Below are 24,209 nucleotides of genomic sequence, written 5' to 3'. Positions count from 1 at the left end.
GGCATTGGGCATTGAAAAGAAGCTCTAGGGGCACTAACCCAAACTAAATTCTGCAAATTCTCTTTGCCCAAATAGCATGTTTCGGTCTACGGCTGACAAAATTTTATTATTGGCGTGTTGGCTATTTAAACAGCGAACAACTAACTGCGCGACATCTGCACGATTGATGCTACCAATAATCTGTGGATCTTCGGTTAAAACGCCATTACCCGTTGCTGATTCTGACTTGAGTCCACCAGGACGGATGATTGTATAGGTGAGTCCACTGGCAATTAAGTGTTGTTCAGCTTTGTCTTTCTCAGCTAAAACTTTTCCCAGAACCTGTAAAACTTGGGGTGAGGCAGCAACAACACTATTGCCAGTACCAATGGAAGACACAAGAATAAACTTTTGCACTCCAGCTTTAACTGCTGCATCGATCAGATTTCTATTACCAGGGTAATCGGGCCTTTCTACATCTGATGGTAAACCGCCAATTGTACTGATAACAGTGTGAATAGGTTCATCTGTCAGGATTGCGCGTTCTACATCGCCAACATTCAAGGCATCTCCCTGAACTACCTCAATACCGATTCTTTCTAGTTCACTAGCAACTGCTGCTGTTCTCAGGAGGGCTTTAACCTTTAGCTGTTGCGTTGTCAGATATTGGGCAATTTCTCGACCAACACCGCGACTTGCTCCAGCCAGAAAAATATAAGATGCACTTGTCATAATCAGCCTAACTACTTACGCTCAAAGGATTTTATCAGAGGATTGGCAGTATTTAATAATTGCTCAAGCAACTGAGATGCTTCTGGTTGGTGGCGAACATAAGTGTCAATAAACAGACCAATAATTTCACTTATCAGCAAACGCAAGTTTTCTTGGGATTGAGTAGCTTCTAAGTCGAGAGAGGATCTAACTATAGTGGAGTCTGGCTCATCAACTATCGAAAAGTGATTTGCTCCTTCTAAAATTACCAGATAGGTGTCATTTCGTCCCCCAGTAATTGCTTCTTGGAATGTACGGATGACTGGGGTGGTAGCATCCTCAGGACTTACTTCGCTACTCTTAACCATGAATCCATCACGGGTTCCTCCCATCAGTAGAAGTGGTAGGGAATCTGGTAAAGGTAAAATGGTTCCTGGTTCATACCCGATGATTGGAAATCCTGTGCTACTTGCGCCATAAGCAAAAGATGCAGCAACTTCAGGGAAAAACCGAGGGTCAGCATTTTCCATAGATACCCTACCACCCGCAGAGTGTCCACCGAGAATGATCCGTTGTAAATCCAGCATTCCTGCTAAAATTCCCTGATTTTGTAACTGTTCGAGTTTAGCTAAAAGTGCTGGCAAAGCCGAAGCTGTGGGAGCAGTACGATAAATTGTGGGTTTCATCTTTTCAAAATCAATCCCAGGTGTGAGGCTAATTACGCCTGGTAGATTTTTGGTAATCCAATTAAACAGAACCACTACCAATCCACGTTCAGCGAGTTTAACCGCTAGCCATTGGTATTGTTGAGCATCACAGTTCAAGCCGTTGAATAAAATCACTACTGGAAAAGGTGCGTTTTCTGGATTAGCTGGCTCAGTTCCGGTACTTTTTTCTAACTGATCGGGTATCTGTGCTGGATAGAGAATTTTCAGGTGAATGGTATCGTAAGGTGACTGGAAACCTTCAACTTTGGCAGCTTCAAAAAAAGCCCGAACTGTCATCTGTACCTTCTTGACTATGACTTTAAGGAAATCTTCCTCTCAGTCTACAACTGTTCCTTGCAAGCAAAATCTAATGATCTAAAATAACGAAGTAACTAAATGCAAAGCAGAAGGCAGCAGTAAAAACGCGATTAATCGCGTCTGTATAGAAGTTAGGAAAATCATTTCGCTGATTGGGATTTTATGTTCAGGACTTACGCACGGGTCATGGAAGAACGAACCACAGAGACACAGAGAAGCCAGTGCGTTGGGCGGGTTCCCCGACTTGAAGCAACTGGCGCGACACTGAGGAATGAGAGTTTGAGAGGTTTTTCGCGTAAGTCCTAATGTTGAATTCTGTTTATCTATTGGTAATTAAAAATATTAGTACAATAATTATACTTAACCCAATTGTAGGAAGTCTTTTAGTAAACAATTGTGCCAATCTAGCAAATAACTTTTCAATAGATTTACTTATGGCTAAGAAATCTCAAACAAATCTAGAACAATACCAAGATGTCAGATTATCTGCCACCACCAGAATCTGGCTAATTACAGTCGCCATTCTCGGAGTTTGCGTCCCACTCTCAGCAGTTACGAGAAGCGGTGCTATTCTTCCTTTAGTTGCTATTGGTGGTGCAGCTGTTGGTACAGTCGCTGTTTGGCGTTCTGATGAACAAAAATCAAAAACTAACTATTTGCAACAGCAGCAAATAGAACTGTTAGAGCGAAGATTAGCGAATTTAGAAACAATTGTTAGCAGTGATGACTTGAACTTGCAAATGAAAATTAAACAGATTGAGGTAAGAGATACTTTTGGCGACTCCTCTGATCTAAGTACTATCTCCAGACAACCAAAACGCAAAGGTTAAAATTAGCCGAACTTTACCATTTACGCTAATTTAAGATAATCTCACCGAAAAACACCGTTACTAAGTCAGTCTAGTAGAGGTATTTGTTGACTTAACGTTGCCGCAACCTTGAAAATGCCTCTTAGATTAAACTTTCCTTTGCAGCTAGAAGTGTTTCTTTAGAAACAGTATCTTCTTATCCATCTCCGTTAGAATTGACTGACATCATTTAATTCTATATACTGCAACTGCATCAGTTCATGAAATGTCTAAGTGCTATCCATCTTTATCTTTCCCGGAAACATCTGCCAATGGCTGTGTTTTATTAGACTAGTAACATTACTGAATTTTTAATTAACTAAGGTTATAAACTTGAGTAATTGCATTGGTATAGCTTACCGTAGGTATGCAATAGTTTGCCGCAGGAATGCAGATGGATTGGATTAGCTTACTTAAAGCTCAACAAACTGACTTCCTTCAACGTGTGAAGAAACCTAAAACTTATGACTTATCTTTACTGGAAAGTCAAGTCAAAGGTTGTCACACTGAAATTATGGCTTTTTGGGGCGAGCCTTTGGCAAAACTCCAAGAACTTTCTCGCCAACAAGCAGAAGTTCTGGCCAAAAATCCGCCGCCGATACCGCCTGAATATCCTGAGCCTCCCGACTGGACGATACCTTTCCCCAAATACTTCCAGCAACAAGCCCAAGATTATCTTTTGCGGGAAAAAATCGTTGACTTGGTGATAGCTGAACGTTTGGGGAAATTGGTAAAAAAAGTGTCTTGTGATACTTTGCAAAACATGATTTTAGATGATGAAGGAAATTTGTGTGGCGAAAGCAAATTTTCTTATGTACTAAAAGATAATCCTCAGCTAAGTGTTCAAGTTTATGTTGCTGATGGAGAAAGTTTTAATGGTATTAAGAAAGACAAAATTAAGTGGTCAGTTACTCAAGAAGATTTAAAAAATCACCAAGTATTAATTTTTCTATGTTTGTTTTATCCATCTACAGGTCAGTTAGGAAACGAAAGACAAAGTATAATTACTGGCTTTTTACCTGCTAATCAAATTGAACTTACTGAACCAAAACTGTATATAAGTCCGAGTAACTTGTTGTATGGTGGGGGGTTGAGTTGGTATTTAGAATCACTTCTTGGCAAAAAAGACACCTCACCAGTCATTAATGAGCAGGCGATCGCAGATACAATACAGACTCTACCATCAGAGCATTGCCTTAAAGGTATAGTCGGTGATTGGGAATGCTGGCAGACTTTGCAAGGGCACAACAGGGGCATTAATTGCCTAGCTTTCAGTTCTGGGTGTAAGAATGGCAAAGCCTTACCCATATTAGCCAGTGGTAGTCGGGGAGAAACAAAACTCTGGGATTTAAGCAAGGGTGAATTAATAGAGACATTATCAGAGTATCCTTGGGTGATATCTGGGCTGGTGGATGAAGTGAATTCCCTGGCTTTTAGTTCAGATGGACAGACTTTAGTGAGTTGCGGTGCCGATTCTACAATTAAGCTTTGGCACGTAGGCGCACTAGACTTGATAGATATTTTGCACAAACATAATGGGGTAGTGCGGTGTGCTGCGTTTACCCCAGATGGCAGAATGTTAGCTACAGGCGGAGATGACAGAAAAATTCTATTTTGGGATTTGATGCAACGTCAGGTTGCGATCGCCCTCTCTTTAGATGATACCGCAGCTCATTCCCTGGTTTTGAGTCGGGACGGGGAAACTTTGGTTACAGGTAGCTATCGCAAAATTAAAGTTTGGCGTACCTTACCCAAGACGGGGATAAAAAGTTTAAAGGACGCACAACCACTGCATACCCTCATGGGTCATTCTCACATCGTTCGTTCCTTGGCGATTAGTACAGATGGTAAAATACTCGTCAGTGGTAGCTGGGATCAAACGATTAAAATTTGGCAATTGGAGACTGGGGAATTACTTCATACTCTTAAAGGACATAGAGATAGAGTATATGCGATCGCATTAAGTCCTAATGGGCAAATTATTGCTAGCGGTAGTGCTGATAAAACCATTAAATTGTGGCATCTACAAACCGGAGAATTGCTGGCTACGTTTACAGGTCATGGGAATATAGTCACAGCATTAGCTTTCACACCTTCCGGCGAGATGTTGGTTAGCGGGAGTTTGGATAAGACTATTAAAATTTGGCAACGCAGTTAGTAGAGAGGCGATTAATCGCGTCTATTCATCCATTTTGAACTCCGTTAACGAGTCTTTAACTGCTTAGAAAATAAGTATTAATTATGGCAAATAAAAAACGCCATTCACGTACTCTTGGCAAAGCTGAAGTACGTTTAACAAGCATTAAATCCATTAGTCCAACTCTTGATGTCGGATAGAGCTTAACAGTCAAAGATTATACTTAAAAATCAAAAACCTCCGAAAATCTTCAGAAGCATATAATACCACCCTCTCTACTATTGATGTCTTACTAACCCAGATCATCGAAAATGAACAATATTTGGCAGACTATTCTGGGAAAATTTTGCGTGGTATGGCTTATAAATATGGTAACAATAGCCATAAGTATCAGATGGCAGGAGGTATTCGTAAAAGCGATGTCTACGACGGGCTACGCCTACGCAAGCGTAATGTGCGTCAAAGCGTGGTTTTTGCCAAAGTAATACCATTTTAGATTATAGGCCGCACCAAAGGTAAAGGTGCGCTGGAAGCGCAACGCCAGATTTGGGATTGAGAATTGCTGTCTGCATCTAGGTTTGTCAATCCATCTGGGCTTTGTCTGCAAAGCGATCGCAATTGGATTAATATTGTATCAAGTAAAAGTGCGATCGCATTCCAAATGCAAAGCTGAATCAACAGCTTGAGTTTGCGAGGGAAGCCAATAGCATAAGCCCAACTCCATGCTCTATAAGCATTTTAAAGATTTTGAACAAATTTTCTGATCTCAGTGCATAAAGACTAAAAGCCATCGTAAAGAATCATAGTACAGAGTTCACCTAGTAAGTATCACAAAAAAGGTGCAAATTTGCGGTGTTGTTGAATCATAAGATGATTTGTTCCAATAGGGAACGAAGTTTTGATGATTTCAGTTGCCGATTCATCTCGCAAGTATGTAATGCCAATTTAGTGAATTAAAACTTACCTAATTATCTCTATATGCACTTAATTAAAAAAGGACAAAAACCATGCTAGACATCAACAAAAGGACTCTTATTTCTGACCTTTCTTGTATCGATGACGAACAACTATTCGCTCAATTGACTCCTGAAGAAGGTGCTGTTATAGAAGGAGGCGGGGGGTTCCTTATTATAGATCAACTTCAAGCTATCAATGCTGATGCAGATACATTCGGCGATGATGATACCTATATCACAGTCAATGGCAGTAAGCTCTGGGGATCTGGTGGTTTTTCTACGGGACAGACATCTGGAGTTAACAGGGGTTTAGGCGTTGATTTCCCTGCAAGGGTCGAACTTTTCGATGAAGACGGCGGTTTAAACGGCTCTGACGATTCTCTAGGTGGTTTTATTGTCAATGGGTCAACAAATGGTACGACGGCAATAACACGTGTGTCTGGAAGTGGCTCTATATATGATGTGTATTACCGTGTTTTTTGATTAAGAGGATCATAAGTTAGGGCGAAAGCAGCAATAGCCAAGCCTTCCAAAGTCTGAATTTAAGTTAGGTTTTTCGTACGGGCGCACATCTGTGCGTCCTTATTACGTGTTGCTCTGTGCAAAAATATTTGTAACTTAGCAATCAACTAAAATCAAACTAAAGCTATTGTCGAAGCAATAGAAAAAAGGCGGCTATGACGGTAACTACCTACTTTTCAGGTCATCTGGAAAGACCCACGAAAAACCTAACCCCCTTCCCGTTGCAGGAAGGGAAAAATTCAAAGTCTCTGACGATGGATGAAGCTTGGCAAGCAGCCCAGATGGCAGGTTTCGCGGATGATGTTGCCGCAATGCCAATGCAAATGCATACAGTGGTGAGTGAAGACAGATTCTTTCGCGACTTCTAGTCGTCGGGTGCTTACAACTGTGGAAGTTTCAAAATGTATATGTAAACTTTAATCACAAAATTATTTATTATGCCAAAAGCAATTTATAGTCGCACAGTTTTAGCCCACAACGATAATACCGTAGTTGTTGAAAACAACCATTATTTCCCTACTGACACAATTAGCAAAGAATATTTTCAAGATAGTAACAATTGTCTCAACTAAAGGGTGCATTAGGCTTAACACCGTAACGCACCCTACTGCTTTGTGTTTACTAGCAAAGCCAGACTAACAGTAAGTATACTACCAGCGATCGCGCTAGTTTCTGGCAATGATTTCAATATCAAGTTAATAAATGTAATAGAAATCTATTTTCTACATTTAACTTTAGGGTTGGATGAATATAAAATCCAATATCTGGGTTGTTTATTGGTTGTTTTTTGCTGTACTATTCATTTTTATAAAGACAACTAACTAGGTCTGTTTAAACAGATATAAATAAAATTTAGACTAGACTTTACGGACACTTTATAGAGAATTTAAGCTTAGTTGATATTATTAGATATCTATCCTTTTGCGTGTAAGTTAGAATTCAGCTAGACAACTAAAGCTCAGATACTGTTAATTAGTAAAAAATAATGTTTATTTCACAACGTGGCATTATCACCTATGCTTACGGAGCATCTTATTATCTCGAAATGGCAAAGTCATTAGCACGTTCTCTACGTCTTCATTCACCAAATGTTCCGCGTGCTATTGTTACTGATAATGAAAATGATCAAGATTTACTAGAATTTTATGATTACGTTATAAATATTAAATACGAATACGGTTATAACGTAAAACAAAAGCTTCATATATATGATTATTCTCCATTTAAATATACACTTTCTCTTGATAGTGATTGCATAGCAGTGAGGGATATTAACTTTATTTTTGATGATTTTAAAGGCAGAAGTTTTAGTGTGGCAGGTAATGTATATCTTCAAGCAGGCGATAAAGATAAGTTCATTGATGTAGATGACACACTCAAACGATTTAATCTTACAAAATTACCTAGATTTAATGGAGGTCTCTATTATTTTGAAAAAAACGATACTGCTAAGGCATTTTTTGAAACAGCACTAGAATTGGCAAGGGACTGGAAAAAGCTAGGTATTAGTGAGTTTCGTGGTGATGGCCCTAATGATGAACGTATTTTGGGTCTAGCTATGATGCTACACAATCAAAGTATGTTTGAAGATCATGGTCAGATGATGCGAACACCTATCGGTCTTCGTGGTTCTTTTAATATAGATGCGATTACAGGTCAATCTACTTTTCAAAAATACAATCAGGTAGTGTCTCCTGCTCTTGTACACTTTGCCTGCGTTTGGGGAGAACATCCCGTATATCATCGTGAAGTATCAAAGTTAAAAAACCTAGACAAAGGTTCAGCTAACCAGGTCAAGTCTAATATATTTTCCGCAATTAAATATAAGTTTGGCTATCAGATTGCTTTCTTAAGGTATATAGCTAAACGTGTACCTAAAAATTCTAAATATATTCAAGCTAGAGTGAAAAAACTTTTGATAGAATTGCCTGAGTTGATTAAAGCTAAATATAGAATTGAGCCAGTTCGGAGCAAATAAAGTTTGGTAAAACTCTGCATTGCTTTGTGCTTAATTTAAATTACTCAAAGGCTGCTTTGGTTACTTTCTGTATAGTTTTAATAGTGTATAATATGCTGTCTGTGGTTCAGACAGCACTAACAAAGTGCAATAGCGATCGCGCCTCACATCCTTCGCTCCTGACAGGTACTAGAAATTATATTTTTGTGAAAACTACAAGGATTGTATCTGTGGGTTTATTCTAGAAACTACACGGTACAGCGCAAATTTGTGCGTACCACAAAAATTTGTATTGCCGTACTTCTATGGAAAATCAACTAGGATTAATTCTGAAACTGCTTTTACTCTCGGCTTTGTTATCAGTATTGATTAAGTATGCAGGGCCAAGTCTACCAATTCCGGCGACAGCAAGCAACGCGCTGATTATAGTATTGTTGCCGATTGCGATCATAGCGATCGCTCTACTGTGGCGATTTCAAGCACAAAAACAAAATTAACTCAAACCATTCACGCACAAGTTCCTAAAATCAGCTAACCTAGCTTAATTACAATAAAATTGCATCTCGCCAACCGTTGGGAGTTAGCCTGTGAACCTGGGTCAATGGATCGGCTTAATCGCCATAGTTCTTTCTTTATACATCTTGTGGCAAATTCGAGAAGTACTTTTGCTCATGTTTGCCGCAGTTGTGTTAGCCACCACCTTAAATCGCCTAGCGAAACGCTTCCAAAGGTTTGGGATGAGGCGCGGATTTGCCGTCCTCTTAGCAGTAGCTATCTTTTTCGCAGGTGTCGTGGGCTTTTTCTGGCTAATTGTGCCGCCATTTGCCCAGCAGTTTCAAGAACTAACCTATCAAGTTCCTAAAGGGTTTGGACGCTTTAATAGTTGGCTTGATGCCTTGAGAACTCGTATTCCTGACCAGTTAATTCCTTACATCCCAGATATCAATAGCCTCATTCAACAAGTACAGCCCTTCGCCAATCGGCTACTGGGAAACTCCTTTGCTTTTGTATCTGGTTCTTTAGAAGTCGTCCTCAAGATTTTGCTAGTGTTGGTTTTAACAGGAATGATGTTAGCCGACCCCGTGGCTTACCGCAAAGTATTTGTGCGGCTTTTCCCTTCATTTTATCGGCGGCGGGTAGATGGAATTTTAGATAAATGTGAAGTCTCTTTGGAGGGATGGATTACAGGCGCTTTCATTGCCATCTTTGTAGTGGGTCTAATGAGTCTGATTGGCTTATCAATTTTGCATGTCAAGGCAGCACTAGCTTTAGCGGTTTTAGCGGGATTTTTTAACTTGATTCCCAATCTGGGGCCAACAATGAGTGTAATCCCAGCAATGGCGATCGCCTTCTTGGATGAACCTTGGAAAGCGATCGCTGTTTTGATTCTCTACTTTATCATTCAACAGGTTGAGAGTAATTTTATCACGCCCGTTGTCATGGCGCATCAAGTATCATTGCTGCCAGCCATAACCTTAATTGCCCAGCTATTTTTTGTGACTTTCTTTGGCTTTTTAGGATTATTTCTAGCGCTACCTCTAACTGTTGTCGCTAAAATTTGGTTGCAAGAAGTGTTAATTAAAGATGTTTTGGATGAATGGGGGAATAACAATAGAAAAGAGACTGAATTTGTGATAGTTTCTAAATCTCCTGGAACAGATGATAATTGGACGGCAGAAAATCTAGATATAAATGAGAATCCCTCGATTGATGATGATATCTTGAAAAAATCAGATTAGTCGCTTGACTTTAAATACGGTTCTAGTTATGGTTATTTGATGAAAATTATAGATTGCATCTCTTACCTTAACTAAACAGTATTAACTCGACTTTGGATTAATAAAAAAACTAGATAAATAAGCTATTCAAAGAGCCATTAGATGGCAACAATAATAACTGGAAAACCAAAAACTCAATGACATAAGTTATGTGAATTCTTGCAAATTTGGAAGCGATTGGGATAATGATTGCTAGAGTTAAAAACAATAAGATCGCCAACTTTTTTAAGAAGTTGGGGATCTCATACTTTTGAGTAAGCCTGAATAAATCCTATTTGAAAGAATAACCATGAGCATGGACATAATTAGCTAATCAGCTATTGTTTGTTCTGGTTTGTTACCTCTGCTTTGTTTAACTCATTAGATAAAGTAGATTCTGTCTTCTCTGATTGCGTCTCACTAGTTTGTTGCAATTGCTTGAGATGAATATTGTTCACTTGAAAAATAAAATATTCTAATGCGTGACTTGCCTTTTGGTCAAATGTAGCAATAAAATCAGATGCGATTAATCGCGTCTCTGCCCATTCCCCACTCACCAGGAAGCGTAAGCACTGATAAGATGCGAACAATTGCAGAAATTAACGAGAAAATTAAGCGCCAACGTGCAGTGGTGTTGACAACTGAAGAATTAAAAGCACGAGTTGTAGAAATCGGTGTTACTAAAGCTGCTAAAGAAGTTGACGTAATCACCACTGGTACTTTTGAGCCGATGGAATCAAGTGGTGCAATTATCAATCTGGGACATACTGATCCCCCGATAAAAATTCGCCGTTGTTGGTTAGATGGCGTGCCGGCATACTCTGGTTTTGGGGCAGTAGATTTATATTTGGGTGCGAGTTGTGCTGTGGAGACGACAGATGGGGAAGAAGTGCGAGAACGTGGTGGGGGTCATGTAATCGAAGATTTGATCGCTGGTAAATCTATACACGTGAAAGCGCAAGGACAAGTAACAGATTGTTACCCCAGAGCAAATTTTGAAACTACGATTACCAGTGATACAATTAATCAGTTTTATTTATTCAATCCGCGCAATCTTTATCAAAATTTTATTGTTGGTGTAAATGGTGGCGATCGCCCCCTCTTCACCTATCTCGGCCCTTTACAACCGCGTCTGGGGAATGCTGTTTATTCTAACCCCGGTGCTATTTCCCCCTTACTCAACGACCCCGATTTGCAACTCGTTGGTATAGGTACTCGAATTTTTTTAGGCGGTGGTGTTGGATATGTCGCCTGGGAAGGCACTCAGCACTTCCCCTTACAAAAGCGTTTAGCTAATCGTACACCGATTGGGCCTTCTGCCACTTTAGCTTTAATTGGTGATGCCAAGCAAATGGATGCTCATTGGGTGCGGGGGTGTTACTTCAAAAGTTATGGTCCCTCATTAATGTTAGGGGTTGGTGTACCTCTACCTGTATTAAATGAACAAGTAATTGAACACTGTGCCGTCCAAGATCGAGACTTAGTAGCCCCAATAGTAGATTTTTCCATTCCCCGGCGCGTCCGTCCCACTTTTGGTTTGGTGAGTTACGCCCAACTCAAATCTGGACGGATCACTATAGAGGGCAAAGCAGTACGCTCTGCCCCCTTAGCAAGTTTGTTTTTTTCTAGGCAAGTCGCTCTAGAGTTGAAAAAGTGGATCGAAGCAGGTACGTTTACCCTTACAGAACCAGTTTCTTCAATTCCGATGGAGCGATCTTTTCTACCCCAAGATCGTCGGACGGATTTTTGATTGGGGGGAGTGCGGGGAGTGCGGGAGCAGAGGAGAAGAGAAGTAGCAGTGAATCTTTCCCCGCTGCCCATCCGCACCTCTGCCTTTTGTGCCCCATGCCCAATACCCAATGCCCTATTCCCTACTCTTGAGTTGGTTTCGGTCGCTTGATGGGTTTAGGAGCGGGTGTTCTTGGTATAGGTTTTGACACCACTGAGGGGTCGCCGCCTGTACTTGTTTTCTTGATGGGGCGAGGAGTTTCGCCAGTGCGTCTGGGGGGGAATGGTTTTCTACCACCAGCACCACCAATGCCAGCACGAGGTCCACCTTTAAATGGTGGCTTGCGTTTTTTGGGCAAATCAGCGATCGCCTCAGCTTTTTCTACTACTAAAACGTCTGCTTCCCGCTTGGCTTGGAAGTCCCAGAATTTACCCACTGCTTTGGTAGTTAGTACACCCCTTAATTTCAACTTAAAATACTTCGGTTTGTCTGTTGATTTACGTGGAGCCTGCCTAATTTTGACTACCAAGCTTTTAGCATCAAAAGATTGGTATACTACTTCACCACGAACAGAAAAACCACCATCTGCAACTTCTGATGAAGGTTTGGGGGCAGTTGTACTTAGTTCAGAGTTCTCGGATAAGCCATCATCGAGTATCTGTAACTCTTGCAACTCAAAATCCGATTCGTCCTCATCTGTTGAGTTTTTAGCCAAATTTTCTGGCTCCCAAACTCCGACGATTTGGATGTGCAAGGTATCATTTTCTTGTCTGGTACGTGGATATACTACCCACAAGTGTTCTTTTTCTAAGTCTAGATGATTCTTGACTAAGCTCATAATCCGGCCTAGGAGGACGGCATTGAGTTCTACACCATCTGCGGTCAGCAGCGTACCTTGAGTAAATTGTTCGCTGCTAGCATGATAGCGACCCCGGACTAACCCGATGGCTCGATACTGCATCGGTTCGCTGGGAGGCGGAATCGGTTGCTGGCGATTAATCAAGTTCCCATTTGAGTCAGTCTCACTGAGGTTGACAGGCAAATTTTCAACTTCTTTAGAGGACTGGGCTGCTATGTGAACATTAGCGGCTGCCTCTACTTTAGTTGGGCCCTGGTTAGAGGCAGAAGAATTGGAAGATTCAGGCAACGGCATCAGGTCGGAATTCATAAAAACTCCTTGCGGCGGAGACACATCCCATTGTGGGATTTTACAAAGGCAGCTGGAAAGAGCATTTGTGCGACTGATGAAAGTATATTGGCTTTTCACAAAATCACACTAGGGTACTCTATACAATCCTAAAGGCGCTAAATTTAATGTATAAACACTAAATGTCTAATTTAGCGGCTTTACACTAGTTTCGGAAGCATATCATAGCTGCAATTCTGACGGCTCCTCCTAAAGTCATCACTTACTTTAGCAGTGTGGATAGTTAATTGTTATAAAATTCACAGGCAATTGGCGGTATTCCGCAAAGTTTTGGAAATTTTTAACTTTACGATTTGTGTAAATGATAATGTCATTAAAATTTAGGAGAAAGACAAAACCGTGTCTCAACCGCGCAATCGTTGGATAGTTCAAGTCGTCTTAGCGGTGGCAATTCTTGCTTTTGTGGGTGTTTCGGTGATTCCCATAATTGGAGCATTTAATAATACGCCACCCTCAAGTCAAAATACCGCTAGCACCAGAGGCAGTTTGCCCTCCGCTGACCAAAAATCAAAACTGGAAGACGAAGTACGGGGTTATGAACAGGTTTTGCAAAGGGAACCAGAAAATCAGACTGCGCTTAAGGGTCTGTTACAAGCACGGCTGCAATTACTGAGTCAAAAAGATAAAAGCGAGGTTAAACCAGCTGATATCCAAGTTGTCATTGAACCCCTAGAAAAGCTAGCAAAACTGAATCCCGAACAGTCAGAATATTCAGTGTTACTAGCTCAAGCCAAACAGCAAATTGGCGATCGCGAAGGAGCCGCTCAAGCTTATCGCTCGATTTTATCCATTAAACCAGGCGATTTGAATGCTTTGCGAGGAATGGTGGCTCTATTGATCAGTCAGCAACGCCCCGAAGCAGCCATTGGTTTGTTGCAAGAAACCCTCTCTAACGCAGCCCAAGCAAATACAATTCAGCCTGGAAGTGTAGATATAGTAGCCGTGCAGGTGCTGTTAGGTTCTGTTCATGCTTCCCAGAAACGCTACGCTCAAGCTAGCTCTGTTTATGACCAGGCAATTAAGAAAGATCCCAAGGATTTTCGCCCCGTCGTGGCAAAAGCGATGCTCCTGAAACAACAGGGTAAAGACGCAGATGCAAAACATTTGTTTGATAGTGCCGTAGCTTTAGCACCTGCTGAGTACAAAGACGGAATTAAAAAGGCAGCAACGGCTTCCCCCACACCTAATCCTGTTGCATCTCCCGCGCCTTCACCGGAAAGTCAGCCCAAGTAAGGGTATTGGGCATTGGGCATGAGGCATGGGGAAGAGACTTGGGGACAAGGAGAAGGGAAAGACTTGTTGCAAGTTCTAATTTTTGTCAGCTTGTCCCCTTGTCCCCTTGCCTTCCGTAATCCTCTGCTCCCCTACTTCTTCCCCTCATGCTCCCTCAATGGCTGCAACTACACCAAAGACTAAAAACAGGCATCCGCCAATAAAGGTTAGTTGACGCTCAGAAATACGTCCGGCAATCATTTTGCCGCCGATAACTGCGATCGCAGCACATAAGGAATGTCCTAAAATTGCACCTATTGTGACTCCAATGGGGTTATTGCCTGCTGATAGGGCAATAGTGGCAATTTGGGTGCGATCGCCCCACTCTGCCATAAATGTCAACACAAAGGCTTCTATGACAATTGCTAAGGAAGTCTTTTGCTTTGGTAACTGCAAATCTGCTTGTTTTACCGCAGCCTCAGCTTCTTCTACAACTTCTGTATCACAAGCAGCAACGGACATCTTACTAGCGTCATACAACAGCTTGATACCGAAGGCAATAAATAAAGCTATTTCGGCATAATGAATATAAACTTTTGGCAACAAAGATACCGCTTGTCCAAATATCACCGAAAGGATTGTCATCGCCGCCAAAGCAGTTGTCACACCTATAAATACCAGCCGCCTTGGGTGGTGCATTGCCAAAATTACAGCAATAAAAAATGTTTTATCGCCTAGTTCTGAAACTGTAATTAGTAATAAACCTGCGGTAAAAGCTGTTAACACTCTCTCAAGCTCCTGAAGAATCGTTTACCGATGTGAAGCTTGATGAGAGCCAAAAGACCTCACCAAGTTTACACTTTTCGGTGTGAACTTAGTGAAGGTCTCGCTTTCAAATATTGATTACTTGCCACCTGAACCAGGCTCATCGCCAGTATGTTGATTCAGATGTACTGGCTTTTATATTTTTTGCCAGCAGCTACTCCCCTTCTATGCGATCGCAATTATACATATTTCCCATGTATAAGTCAAGGTGGTAGGGAATGGAGAGGTATAACTTTAGAGTAAATTACCCACACTGTACCTAGCGGTCAGTGTAGGTAGTTCAGATCATGTCAGGTTAATTAAAACAAGTCCAAATCTGTCACAGCACCAACACTGCTAGAAGATACTAATTTGGCATATTTCGCCAACACGCCTTTAGTGTAACGTGGAGCCGGAGGTTGCCAGTTGGCATGACGACGGGCCAATTCTTCTTCGGATACGTTCAACTGCAATAAACGAGCGGGTGCATCAATAGTAATACTATCGCCTTCTTCTACAAGCGCGATCGTACCACCAACGGCGGCTTCTGGTGCAACATGACCAACCACCATGCCGTAAGTACCGCCAGAAAAGCGTCCGTCGGTAATTAATCCTACAGCATCACCCAAACCAGCACCGATAATTGCTGAGGTGGGAGCCAACATTTCTCGCATTCCAGGGCCGCCTCTAGGCCCTTCGTAGCGGATGATGAGAATATCACCAGCTTGAATTTTACCCGCCAAAATTGCATCTAAAGAAGCTTCTTCCGATTCAAACACCCGTGCAGGCCCGGTAATTACTGGCTTTTTTACCCCAGTAATTTTGGCGACCGCCCCTTCTGTTGCCAGATTACCTCTGAGGATGGCTAAATGTCCTTGAGCATACATTGGGTTATTCCAAGTCCGAATCACATCTTGATTGGCAGATGGTTCTTCTGGTATGTCTGCTAATATCTCTGCAATGGTTTGACCGCTGATGGTGAGGCTATCACCATGTAATAAATCATGCACAAGTAACATTTTCATAACTTGCGGAATACCACCAGCTTTGTGCAAATCTGTAGCAACATATTTACCACTTGGTTTCAAATCACACAAAACGGGAACGCGGGCGCGGATAGTTTCAAAGTCGTCTATAGTTAACTCTACATCAGCAGCGCGGGCGATCGCTAAAAAGTGCAGTACTGCATTGGTCGAACCACCGACTGCCATGATCACAGAGATGGCATTCTCTATAGATTTACGGGTGATAATTTGGCGGGGTAAGATTTGTTTGCGAATGGCTTCGACTAACACAAATGCTGATTTTTCCGTGCTGTCGGCTTTTTCGGCATCTTCTGCCGCCATTGTCGAGGAATAGGATAAACTCATCCCCAGCGCTTCAAATGCTGAAGACATGGTGTTAGCTGTGAACATTCCCCCGCAGGAACCCGCACCAGGACAAGCTCGATTTTCAACTTCTAATAATTCCTTTTCGTCAATTTTTCCAGCACTGTATTGACCAACAGCTTCAAAAGAACTGACAACAGTTAAATCGCGTCCGTTGTAGTGACCGGGTTTAATTGTGCCACCGTAAACGAATATTGCAGGGATATTCATCCGAGCGATCGCCAGCATTGCCCCTGGCATATTTTTATCACAACCGCCAATGGCTAGCACACCATCCATACTTTGTCCGGTACAGGCGGTTTCAATGGAATCGGCGATGACTTCCCGCGATACTAGGGAATATTTCATCCCTTCAGTTCCCATCGAAATCCCATCGCTGATGGTAATTGTGCCAAACATTTGTGGCATTGCTCCGGCGGTTTTAATCCCAACTTCTGCTACGAGTGCTAGTTGATTTATCCCCATATTGCAGGGGGTGATCGTGCTGTAACCATTGGCAATGCCCACAATGGCTTTATTGAAATCTTCATCTTTAAAACCAACTGCACGCAGCATAGCTCGATTAGGCGATCGCTGCACCCCTTGCGTTACAATTTGGCTTCTCAAATTCTCCGACATCTTTTTTCCTTCCGTGCCATCATCGCAACAGTTGCGATTGTATTACCTGATTTTCTCATGCCTGGGCGATGCGATCGAATATGAGTAATTCTCTATGTTTCACCGTGTCTTTTAGTCAGTCATAATTAGAATAAATCTTCATCTAACCGTTTGTATAAAATAGGAATGATTCTTGTGTGCTATACCAATTTTGTATAAAAATGCACTAAATTATACAGCAGTTTTCTTTGGCATGAAGTAAAAAGTTACGGGTTTTGAGGCAGGAGGCAGGAGGTAGAAACTATATTTTATCTGATGTTGAGTCTTGCATTTTGTACCTCATTTACTTACAAACTGCTGTATAAGGAACGAACCGCAAAGGGCGCATTCGCGCAGCGTTTCGTCAGAGAAGGATACAAAGGAAGAAAGAAAATTTGGCGCAGCCTCACAAAGAAATGGTATTAGGCATTTAGAGTGCCGGAAATACTAGGATAGTAATACGAATTTAAATATGAAAAAAAGTCATTGCTGCAAGTTTAAGCTCTGACTTTCTACGTTTATAGCACAGTATATTGATATTGATTCCGGTGCAAAGCGGAGACACTCTAGCTTTGCAGTAGAGTTCTTCTTCCAAATTATATCTGCCTTGAAAATAGTGACTAGGAACTAAGGACTGGAAAGAGATATTTTCATTCTCTAGTGCCTTCTGCCTTCTGCCTCCTGCCTTATTTTCAAGGCAGGAATATTAAATTAAAGGATGAGGTCACTTGACACTAATTGTGGTGATCCTATAAGCCGAATTTCAAAATTAGCCGACAGACTCCCATCAGTGTTACCTTGCAGAACACCTCCAGAATAACGGATTTGACCCGGTGCGGAGAATTGGCCACTCCCAATGAAAGTGAAAGCTTGGTTGCCCCCAATAGTGAAATTGGCATCGATAGTAGATACATCGATTCGATCGCCTGGCAAACTACCGTTTCCACGAAAGTCAGTGATTAAGTCACGTGACGAAAGTAGACTCTCAGAAGTTGAGTTGTACTTGAAAATATCATTACCCGATCCTCCAGTGAGAATGTCTTTGCCAGTACCGCCAGTCAGGACATCATCCCCATCACCGCCGATGAGAGTATCATTACCCGATCCTGCAGTGAGAATATCTTTGCCAGTACCGCCATTCAGGCTATCATTGCCAGCACCACCGTTAAGAGTATCGTTGCCAGCATTACCAAAGAGGTTATCGTTGCCGCCACCACCGTTAAGGAGACTGTTGCCACTACCACCTATAAGGGTACTGTTGCCACCACTAACGTTAATGATATCGCTCTGACCATTATTGCTACTACTGCTATGACTACTAGAACTGCTACTAACACTGCCGCTACCAGAGGAGATTGATATTGAAGTTGCCATTGATGAGTTTCTCCTAAACTTAGAGTAAAAAAAATTACGTCTTTACTTCCCCATTATAAAACGGCATTGCTGAATTAAGAGTATAAATTTGGTCTCCTTGAAAAGCATAAAATAAACAATTTTAAACATAGAATTTGGGAATTTCACACTTTCATTTAGCAATGCCGACAAAACAAGGTCAAAAGCTTGCAAGTAGCAATATATTTTTGAAACAAATCTGATTGAAACAGGTCTTGACTATTAAGTTTGAATATTTGAGAATATTTGAGAATATTTAAGAAATACTGGATATTTTTGATGATGTTTATATCAAAATTTCAATAAAACTCCTTTAATGTCCTAATAACTTATGTTTTCAGTCATTACATCGGAAAAATACTAATGAATAAGTAGATTTCATCCTACGTAATTATATAGATTTAAATAAAATATTCCTGTATTCAGAATAACAACACTATAGCATTATCTTCCAGGACAATTTTCTCTTGATAAATAATAATTAGCTTTCTTTTATCCTCTCACCATAATAAAATCGAAACCCTTTGTTCAGATAGGGTTAATTTTGCATATTGATATTTGTTTAGTGGTTTTTGTAGTTAGATATAACAAATAATTGCCAATAAGTTAAAAGCTTTGTTAGACCATGACCCTAAAAAAAGCCTAAAGATTTGTGTAACTTGAATTCGTTCCCAGTCTTAAGACTGGAAATGTATTTCAAGAGGGCTGCTGCCTATGGTAAAGTCACTGGAGGTGAAGCCTCCCAGGATCAGGCTGTAATTCACATTAGGTGTAAATCATAAATAAGAACCCCACCCCCAAGCGCTTGCTCTTAGAAGTTGGGTGTGAAGCGCTTTTGCAAGAGGTCTATTAGATTAAAGAATGATGTCGCTTGCCAGTAGTGGTGGTGCTCCTGTCAGTCCAATCTCAAACTCAGCCGACAGGTCCCCATCAATGTTACCTTGAAGAATACCTCCTGAATAACGAACCTGACGCACACCTGATTCCAACAGGTCTTTGCTGTTAAGTTTGAAGATTTGACAAGCACTAGATGTATTGATGACGTTGGCATCAAAATTATGCCAAGAGTGATGTGATGTCCTTATGTCTTTACTGGTTGCAGTAGGCTGCCATAACACAAGTAAACTTCCTCGTACAGAAACATATAAATTTTAGAACATTTTGATTTTATTCATAATCACAAGACTATAGTATTACTTTCAAGCCTAATTTTTTCTATCTATAAGAAAGAGTAATTAACCTTATTTTATTCCTCTCGTTAAAGCAAAATCGTAAACCTTTGTTCAGATAGGGTTGATTTTGCTTTTTGAGATTTATTGGGTGATTTATCTAGTTATGTATAAGGAAATAATTGCCAAAAACTTAAAAGCCTTGTTAACCAGTGCGATCGCTACATCCCTTGCGTCACAACTTGCCTTCTCAAATTATCTGACATCTTTTTCATTAAGTGGCATCATCGCAACAGTTGTAATTGTATTACCTGATTTTCTCATGTATACGCAGCGCAATTTAATAACTATAAACTATAACAGAGGCAAGCTAAACTTATCTCTATTTGCGACTATTCAATTATCAAAATTATGTATTCTGCCTTATTTTCAAGGCAGATAATATTAAATTAAAGGATAATGTCGCTTGCTACTAGTTGTGGCGCTCCTGCAAGCCGAATTTCAAACTCAGCCGACAGATCCCCATCAGTGCTACCTTGGAGAATACCTGCTCAATAACGGATTTGACTGGTTGCAAAGAATGCACGACTGCCGATAAAAGTGAAGGCTTGGTTGCCCTCTTTAATGGAGTTGGCGTCGATGGTAGATAAATCGATTCGATCCCCTGCAAGGATACCGTTCCCAACAAAATCAGCGATCGCATCCTGCAATAAACCAGGTTGACTCTCTGAAACGAAGTTGAAATCGAAAACATCGTTACCCGATCCTCCAGTGAGAACATCAGTTCCACCTACACCAGTGAGGATACCACCGTTACCAAAATCACCGCTAATCGTATCGTTGCCAGAACTGCCGTTAATCGTATCCTTGTTAAATCCGGCATCAATCCGATCGTCACCAGATCCGCCGTCAATTCGATCGTTGCCAGATACGCCGTTAATCGTATCGTTGCCAGCTCCACCTTGAATCCGATCGTCGCCAGATCCGCCATTAATCTTATCGTTACTGTCAAATCCGCCGTCAATCGTTCTGTTTTATTACTCTTGCCATAACGAAATATGAAATCTTTGTTCAAAGAGGTTTTTTAATAAATATCGGCATAACAAGGTCATGGTAGTACAGACGATAGTACTTGTTTTCATAAAAAAAAGTGGCATTCATTTATAAAAACTGAATACCACTTTGTATTTCTCTAAATTCCTGATGATGAAGATATTTTACCCAGGTAAAGTTATCCCAGTCACAGCGATCGCACCTGCGATCACACTGGCGCAAAGAGAAGTAATCGCTGTCCCAAATATCCACCACGCAGCATTTGCAACGGTTTTCTTGGTTTCTTCAGCTTGCTTTTGAGTTTGTTTTTGAATCGCTTTCAAGCGTTTTTGAGTTTCTTTCTGGATGCGTTCGGCTCGTTGCAATACGCCATCCCGCGCCGCTTCTATTTGGTTAATTATCCGGTTAGCATCCGCCTCGGAAATATCTTCACGAGAACTCAATACAGCAACTAAGGTATCACGATCGAATTCACTGAGGCGATCGCGCAATGCTTCAAATCCGGCTTGCGGATCGTCAAACACTTTCGCAAAGTCTTGCTTAATCCCTTCATAGTTGAGTTCGGAACGATTCAGGGAGTTGAGATAGTTGCGAACTTTGGCAAAAACTCCATCTAACACTGATTGCACTCTTTGCTGAATCTGCTGGAATTGTTCGACAATCGAGCTGCGAACAGAATCAATTTGATCCACAATTCGGTTAGCTTCTTCTTCTGAGATATCCTCACGTTGGGATAATAGCGCCACAATTGTCGAACGGTCAAATTTCGAGGCGCGATCGGTTAAATTGCCAATTCCAGCACGGGGAGAAGACAGCAGCAATTGTAAATCGCGTTTGATTCCTTCGGGGTTGAGTTCTTCTTTGTTGGTATTACGCAGATATTTTTCGAGATTGGCTTCAAAATCTAAAGCTTGTTGAGTGGTGCGCTTCGCTAAACGTCGTGGCGCTCTCAGGATATCACCAATGGCATCTTGAGCGCGATCGATAATCTGATTAACCTGTTCTTGGCTCAAGTCTCCGCGTTGACTCACGAGTTTTACTAAGGTTTCTCGATCGACATTAGACAAGCGATCGCGCAGTGCTAAGGCTCCGGCTTTGGGATCGTCGAGTAATTTTTCCAAATCCCCTCTGATACCTTCTGGATCGAGTTCTTCCAAGTTAGTATTGCGGAGATATTCAGCGATCGCTTTTGTAGTTTTTTCGTACTGTTCTTTCGCTTGTTGCGGTACTTGTAAAATACTATCTCGGACTGCTTCAAGCTGATCGAGAGTTTGGTTTACCTGTTCTTCGCTCAAATCTTGACGCTGACTGAGCAATTGTACTAGTGTATCGCGGTCAAATTGCGATAGGCGCGATCGTAAAAGGCTAATTCCGGCTTGGGGATCGTCTAGTAAAACTTTAAACTCGCGTTTGATAGCTTCAGGATTGAGTTCGTCTTTATTAGTATTCCGCAGATAGTCTTCAACTCTTTGGCGTAGTTCATCGGCTTTTGCTTTTGCTTGTTCTTGCAATTCTCTAGCACGATTCAAGAGATTATCGCGGTTGCGTTCGAGTTGACTAACAATATTATTAGCTTCCTCTTCGCTGATATCTTGACGCTGACTGAGTAATTGTACAAAAGTATCACGGTCAAATTGCCCAAAGCGGCTACTTAAATCTTCAAACCCAGCTTGTGGATCGTCCAGCAACTTGCCAAAGTCCCGTTCAATACCTTCAGGATTGAGTTCGTCTTTACCCGTCGAACGCAGATAATCTTCGATGCGGCTGCGGAAATCTTGCCCTTTTTCTCGCGTTTGAGCCTGTTTTACAGTTTCTAAAACTTCTAGGCGATCGCTTTCCATTTGTTCGGAAATTTCTTTCACCCTAGCTTCGCTAATATCACCACGTTCCTTTAGTAAGTTGGTGAAATATTCTTGATTGATTTCTTCCAACTCTCGTCTTACAGTTGTTGGATCTGCATTTACGTCATAGATGACTTCTTTAAATTCATCTACTAGGGTAATTCGGTTAAAGTGCCAAGGGAACGAATGCAATATGTACTCTTCTACATCTGCCTTAATCGCATTTTCCAGTGAGATTGGTAATTTTGCAGATACTTGCTCAGATGCTTGCTTTTTAAACTTTTGGAGTTGTTCTGTGATTTGATCGACATCGACATCTTTAATTTTCTCTTTCAGTTTTTGCAACTGAGTTGTAATTTTATCTACATCGATATTAGAAAGGTTTACTCGTTCCAGAACCGCTGGTGCAGCGGCGCTCAACCCATATCGAATAGCTTGCTTGATTACACCATTCCCATTACCGCCTCCGATTGTCACCAGTTCTTGAAGCCGTTCACCCAATTGCTCAGAATTAAGTTCTTCAGGAGTAGCAGACTTGAGTAAATTAATTACTTGTTCTGTGGGATTTTTGCGATTTAAAGCTTGTTGCCATGCACCTTCAAACTGGTCAGCAATGCTATTGATGTCTTCTTTAGATAAATCGCCACGGCTGCTGATTAAATCAACAAATGTTTGGCGATCAATGTTTTGCAAAAGGTCGCTGTTAGCAACAGATTGCAAATCTGTATCCTTAAGAAGCTGGTCAAATTGACTCCGAATTTCTTTAATATCCAGCTTTGGTAATTGTAGAGAACCTAAAGAACTTTGAAGGGTATTTTTAATACCTTCAGAATCAAAACCTGAAGTGAATTCCCGCCGGACTGCGGCTGTAATATCTTCAACAGTAGAAACTAACTGTTTTTTCGCACTATTAGCACCGATGCCAGCAGTTGCCGTGCCCATCAGAGTTTGAAAACCAGAAGTGACAGTATTAGATATAGAACCAATTAAAGAGCCTACCGCTGATGAACCCAACCAAATTACTAGTGAAAAATAGGTAGACCAAATGACTACACCAATAATTGCTCCTAAAAATGCGCTTTCGATTAGGCTCAGTTTTACTGCTAAAAAACAAGCAATAAATAATGCGATGCTAACAGTTATTAACGCCCAAGTACCAACTTTAGCTTGACCTTTACGAATTGTCTTACCCAAACTTTCAGACTCATTATCAGAATCTGAATCAATTTCCCAAGATGAAATTCCGACAGCAACTGAAAAGTTTGTCAATAACAATTGAAAAGCAAATGCCATCAAAACCCCAGCTAACAGTGCCATCAACAATTTAGGCCCCGAAAAAACAACTGATGCTTCTTCTGGAGTTAGTACTTCCTGAGCTAAAGTTATTGGCGCTAATCCTAAAGGTAGCCAATTCCATCCCCAAATAATTAAAACACCTTGAAACATAAAATTTTCTCACTTTTACTCAATTAAAGGGTGTTTGAAAAGGATCGGCTTGAGCCTCAAGTGCAATTCAGAGGTGTGAGCTTAAATGCCAAAACTCCGATTCCCTGATAGCAGCTTCTCTGTAGTTAGTACAGCTTGGTGGCTTATTTATCAGCTTAATTAGAATTTCTGTAAGCCTGCACTTTCTTAGGTAATAGGTTAGCTGTCCAAAAGTCGTATTTAATAAGATAAATATTTTTTTGTATAATTTCAAATAAAATTTATGATTTATTTAATACTTTTATCAAATAAAATTTATTAGGCAAAAGTAAATTTAATAAAACTGTATCTATCGATATAGCAGGTTTTGAGTGGGTGAGTTATAGTAACCAATGCTAGAAAATAATGCTTTTTGGTATCAATTTTATTGAGTAAACTGAAAACATTGAATAATTGTTATA

The 24,209-nt window shown here is 41.0% G+C and carries 21 protein-coding genes; 10 read left to right on the top strand and 11 right to left on the bottom strand.

Annotated features, from left to right (window positions below):
- Nucleotides 1–33 precede the first annotated feature (33 nt).
- Together NLP_RS18155 and NLP_RS18150 are read right to left on the bottom strand one after the other, a co-directional pair.
- Entirely contained in the window at nucleotides 34–711 is a 678-nt protein-coding gene (locus NLP_RS18155) for an SDR family oxidoreductase (protein ID WP_104907609.1), read from the bottom strand.
- A gap of 11 nt (nucleotides 712–722) precedes the next feature.
- Nucleotides 723–1,694, bottom strand: coding sequence for an alpha/beta hydrolase family protein (locus NLP_RS18150; RefSeq protein ID WP_104907608.1), 972 nt, complete (start codon nucleotides 1,692–1,694; stop codon nucleotides 723–725).
- A gap of 455 nt (nucleotides 1,695–2,149) precedes the next feature.
- Here NLP_RS18150 and NLP_RS18145 point away from each other — a divergent pair, with 455 nt between their 5' ends.
- The 3 genes from NLP_RS18145 to NLP_RS35030 all read left to right on the top strand — a co-directional run bounded on the left by NLP_RS18145 (nucleotide 2,150) and on the right by NLP_RS35030 (nucleotide 5,196).
- The gene (locus tag NLP_RS18145) at nucleotides 2,150–2,545 is read left to right on the top strand and encodes a hypothetical protein (protein WP_104909920.1); all 396 of its coding nucleotides are present in this window, start codon (nucleotides 2,150–2,152) and stop codon (nucleotides 2,543–2,545) included.
- A 406-nt stretch (nucleotides 2,546–2,951) separates the two neighbouring features.
- Nucleotides 2,952–4,721 carry a WD40 repeat domain-containing protein gene (locus tag NLP_RS18140; protein WP_199784641.1) on the top strand — a complete coding sequence of 590 codons (1,770 nt, stop codon included), beginning with the start codon at nucleotides 2,952–2,954 and terminating at the stop codon, nucleotides 4,719–4,721.
- 301 nt (nucleotides 4,722–5,022) lie between these two features.
- Nucleotides 5,023–5,196, top strand: a complete 174-nt coding sequence (locus NLP_RS35030) for a hypothetical protein (protein WP_234016978.1) — start codon at nucleotides 5,023–5,025, stop codon at nucleotides 5,194–5,196.
- On the opposite strand, the gene NLP_RS33310 is transcribed toward NLP_RS35030, so the two are convergent.
- Nucleotides 5,193–5,378, bottom strand: coding sequence for a hypothetical protein (locus NLP_RS33310; RefSeq protein WP_158680446.1), 186 nt, complete (start codon nucleotides 5,376–5,378; stop codon nucleotides 5,193–5,195). The genes NLP_RS35030 and NLP_RS33310 overlap by 4 nt on opposite strands.
- Before the next feature lie 329 nt (nucleotides 5,379–5,707).
- Here NLP_RS33310 and NLP_RS18130 point away from each other — a divergent pair, with 329 nt between their 5' ends.
- From NLP_RS18130 to NLP_RS18110, 5 genes are all read left to right on the top strand, one after another.
- Nucleotides 5,708–6,139, top strand: a complete 432-nt coding sequence (locus NLP_RS18130; RefSeq protein WP_104907606.1) for a hypothetical protein — start codon at nucleotides 5,708–5,710, stop codon at nucleotides 6,137–6,139.
- Nucleotides 6,140–6,333: 194 nt separating this feature from the next.
- On the top strand, nucleotides 6,334–6,546 hold the full coding sequence (locus tag NLP_RS18125) for a hypothetical protein (RefSeq protein ID WP_104907605.1): 213 nt from the start codon (nucleotides 6,334–6,336) through the stop codon (nucleotides 6,544–6,546).
- Nucleotides 6,547–7,163: 617 nt separating this feature from the next.
- Nucleotides 7,164–8,156: a hypothetical protein gene (locus NLP_RS18120; protein WP_104907604.1), complete on the top strand. Its 993-nt coding sequence runs from the start codon at nucleotides 7,164–7,166 to the stop codon at nucleotides 8,154–8,156.
- A 284-nt stretch (nucleotides 8,157–8,440) separates the two neighbouring features.
- On the top strand, nucleotides 8,441–8,632 hold the full coding sequence (locus NLP_RS18115; RefSeq protein WP_104907603.1) for a hypothetical protein: 192 nt from the start codon (nucleotides 8,441–8,443) through the stop codon (nucleotides 8,630–8,632).
- Nucleotides 8,633–8,722: 90 nt separating this feature from the next.
- Nucleotides 8,723–9,874 carry an AI-2E family transporter gene (locus NLP_RS18110; RefSeq protein WP_104907602.1) on the top strand — a complete coding sequence of 384 codons (1,152 nt, stop codon included), beginning with the start codon at nucleotides 8,723–8,725 and terminating at the stop codon, nucleotides 9,872–9,874.
- A gap of 356 nt (nucleotides 9,875–10,230) precedes the next feature.
- Here the strand turns inward: NLP_RS18110 and NLP_RS35025 are convergent, their stop codons facing one another.
- A complete protein-coding gene (locus NLP_RS35025) occupies nucleotides 10,231–10,482 on the bottom strand; it encodes a hypothetical protein (protein WP_234016977.1) in 252 nt (83 codons plus the stop codon).
- On the opposite strand from NLP_RS35025, the gene NLP_RS18100 reads away from it, so the two are divergent.
- A complete protein-coding gene (locus NLP_RS18100) occupies nucleotides 10,473–11,642 on the top strand; it encodes a homocysteine biosynthesis protein (protein WP_104907601.1) in 1,170 nt (389 codons plus the stop codon). The two genes, NLP_RS35025 and NLP_RS18100, sit on opposite strands and share 10 nt — an antisense overlap.
- A 121-nt stretch (nucleotides 11,643–11,763) precedes the next feature.
- On the opposite strand, the gene NLP_RS18095 is transcribed toward NLP_RS18100, so the two are convergent.
- Nucleotides 11,764–12,789 (bottom strand): hypothetical protein, encoded by a 1,026-nt coding sequence (locus NLP_RS18095; RefSeq protein WP_104907600.1) that lies wholly within the window; start codon nucleotides 12,787–12,789, stop codon nucleotides 11,764–11,766.
- A gap of 378 nt (nucleotides 12,790–13,167) precedes the next feature.
- Here NLP_RS18095 and NLP_RS18090 point away from each other — a divergent pair, with 378 nt between their 5' ends.
- Entirely contained in the window at nucleotides 13,168–14,061 is an 894-nt protein-coding gene (locus NLP_RS18090; protein WP_104907599.1) for a tetratricopeptide repeat protein, read from the top strand.
- A gap of 144 nt (nucleotides 14,062–14,205) precedes the next feature.
- On the opposite strand, the gene NLP_RS18085 is transcribed toward NLP_RS18090, so the two are convergent.
- The 6 genes from NLP_RS18085 to NLP_RS18055 form a co-directional block, all read right to left on the bottom strand.
- Nucleotides 14,206–14,826 carry a TMEM165/GDT1 family protein gene (locus NLP_RS18085; protein ID WP_104907598.1) on the bottom strand — a complete coding sequence of 207 codons (621 nt, stop codon included), beginning with the start codon at nucleotides 14,824–14,826 and terminating at the stop codon, nucleotides 14,206–14,208.
- Between the two features lie 338 nt (nucleotides 14,827–15,164).
- On the bottom strand, nucleotides 15,165–16,850 hold the full coding sequence (ilvD, locus tag NLP_RS18080; protein ID WP_104907597.1) for a dihydroxy-acid dehydratase: 1,686 nt from the start codon (nucleotides 16,848–16,850) through the stop codon (nucleotides 15,165–15,167).
- Nucleotides 16,851–17,579: 729 nt separating this feature from the next.
- Nucleotides 17,580–18,242, bottom strand: a complete 663-nt coding sequence (locus NLP_RS18075; RefSeq protein ID WP_104907596.1) for a calcium-binding protein — start codon at nucleotides 18,240–18,242, stop codon at nucleotides 17,580–17,582.
- An 872-nt stretch (nucleotides 18,243–19,114) separates the two neighbouring features.
- The gene (locus tag NLP_RS18070) at nucleotides 19,115–19,378 is read right to left on the bottom strand and encodes a hypothetical protein (RefSeq protein ID WP_104907595.1); all 264 of its coding nucleotides are present in this window, start codon (nucleotides 19,376–19,378) and stop codon (nucleotides 19,115–19,117) included.
- 602 nt (nucleotides 19,379–19,980) lie between these two features.
- Nucleotides 19,981–20,397 (bottom strand): calcium-binding protein, encoded by a 417-nt coding sequence (locus NLP_RS36135; RefSeq protein ID WP_442946669.1) that lies wholly within the window; start codon nucleotides 20,395–20,397, stop codon nucleotides 19,981–19,983.
- Between the two features lie 249 nt (nucleotides 20,398–20,646).
- Nucleotides 20,647–23,769: a hypothetical protein gene (locus NLP_RS18055; RefSeq protein WP_104907593.1), complete on the bottom strand. Its 3,123-nt coding sequence runs from the start codon at nucleotides 23,767–23,769 to the stop codon at nucleotides 20,647–20,649.
- Nucleotides 23,770–24,209 lie beyond the last annotated feature (440 nt).

It is taken from the genome of Nostoc sp. 'Lobaria pulmonaria (5183) cyanobiont', from assembly GCF_002949795.1.
Taxonomy (GTDB): domain Bacteria; phylum Cyanobacteriota; class Cyanobacteriia; order Cyanobacteriales; family Nostocaceae; genus Nostoc.
This window is presented reverse-complemented; position numbering and strand designations above follow the sequence as displayed.

Coding starts and splice junctions, on each gene's coding strand:
- NLP_RS18145 (WP_104909920.1), top strand. CDS start 2,150: ATGGCTAAGAAATCTCAAACAAATCTAGAACAATACCAAGATGTCAGA.
- NLP_RS18095 (WP_104907600.1), bottom strand. CDS start 12,789: ATGAATTCCGACCTGATGCCGTTGCCTGAATCTTCCAATTCTTCTGCC.
- NLP_RS18125 (WP_104907605.1), top strand. CDS start 6,334: ATGACGGTAACTACCTACTTTTCAGGTCATCTGGAAAGACCCACGAAA.
- NLP_RS18055 (WP_104907593.1), bottom strand. CDS start 23,769: ATGTTTCAAGGTGTTTTAATTATTTGGGGATGGAATTGGCTACCTTTA.
- NLP_RS18130 (WP_104907606.1), top strand. CDS start 5,708: ATGCTAGACATCAACAAAAGGACTCTTATTTCTGACCTTTCTTGTATC.
- NLP_RS18155 (WP_104907609.1), bottom strand. CDS start 711: ATGACAAGTGCATCTTATATTTTTCTGGCTGGAGCAAGTCGCGGTGTT.
- NLP_RS18075 (WP_104907596.1), bottom strand. CDS start 18,242: ATGGCAACTTCAATATCAATCTCCTCTGGTAGCGGCAGTGTTAGTAGC.
- NLP_RS18100 (WP_104907601.1), top strand. CDS start 10,473: ATGCGAACAATTGCAGAAATTAACGAGAAAATTAAGCGCCAACGTGCA.
- ilvD (WP_104907597.1), bottom strand. CDS start 16,850: ATGTCGGAGAATTTGAGAAGCCAAATTGTAACGCAAGGGGTGCAGCGA.
- NLP_RS18140 (WP_199784641.1), top strand. CDS start 2,952: ATGCAGATGGATTGGATTAGCTTACTTAAAGCTCAACAAACTGACTTC.
- NLP_RS18120 (WP_104907604.1), top strand. CDS start 7,164: ATGTTTATTTCACAACGTGGCATTATCACCTATGCTTACGGAGCATCT.
- NLP_RS18115 (WP_104907603.1), top strand. CDS start 8,441: ATGGAAAATCAACTAGGATTAATTCTGAAACTGCTTTTACTCTCGGCT.
- NLP_RS18150 (WP_104907608.1), bottom strand. CDS start 1,694: ATGACAGTTCGGGCTTTTTTTGAAGCTGCCAAAGTTGAAGGTTTCCAG.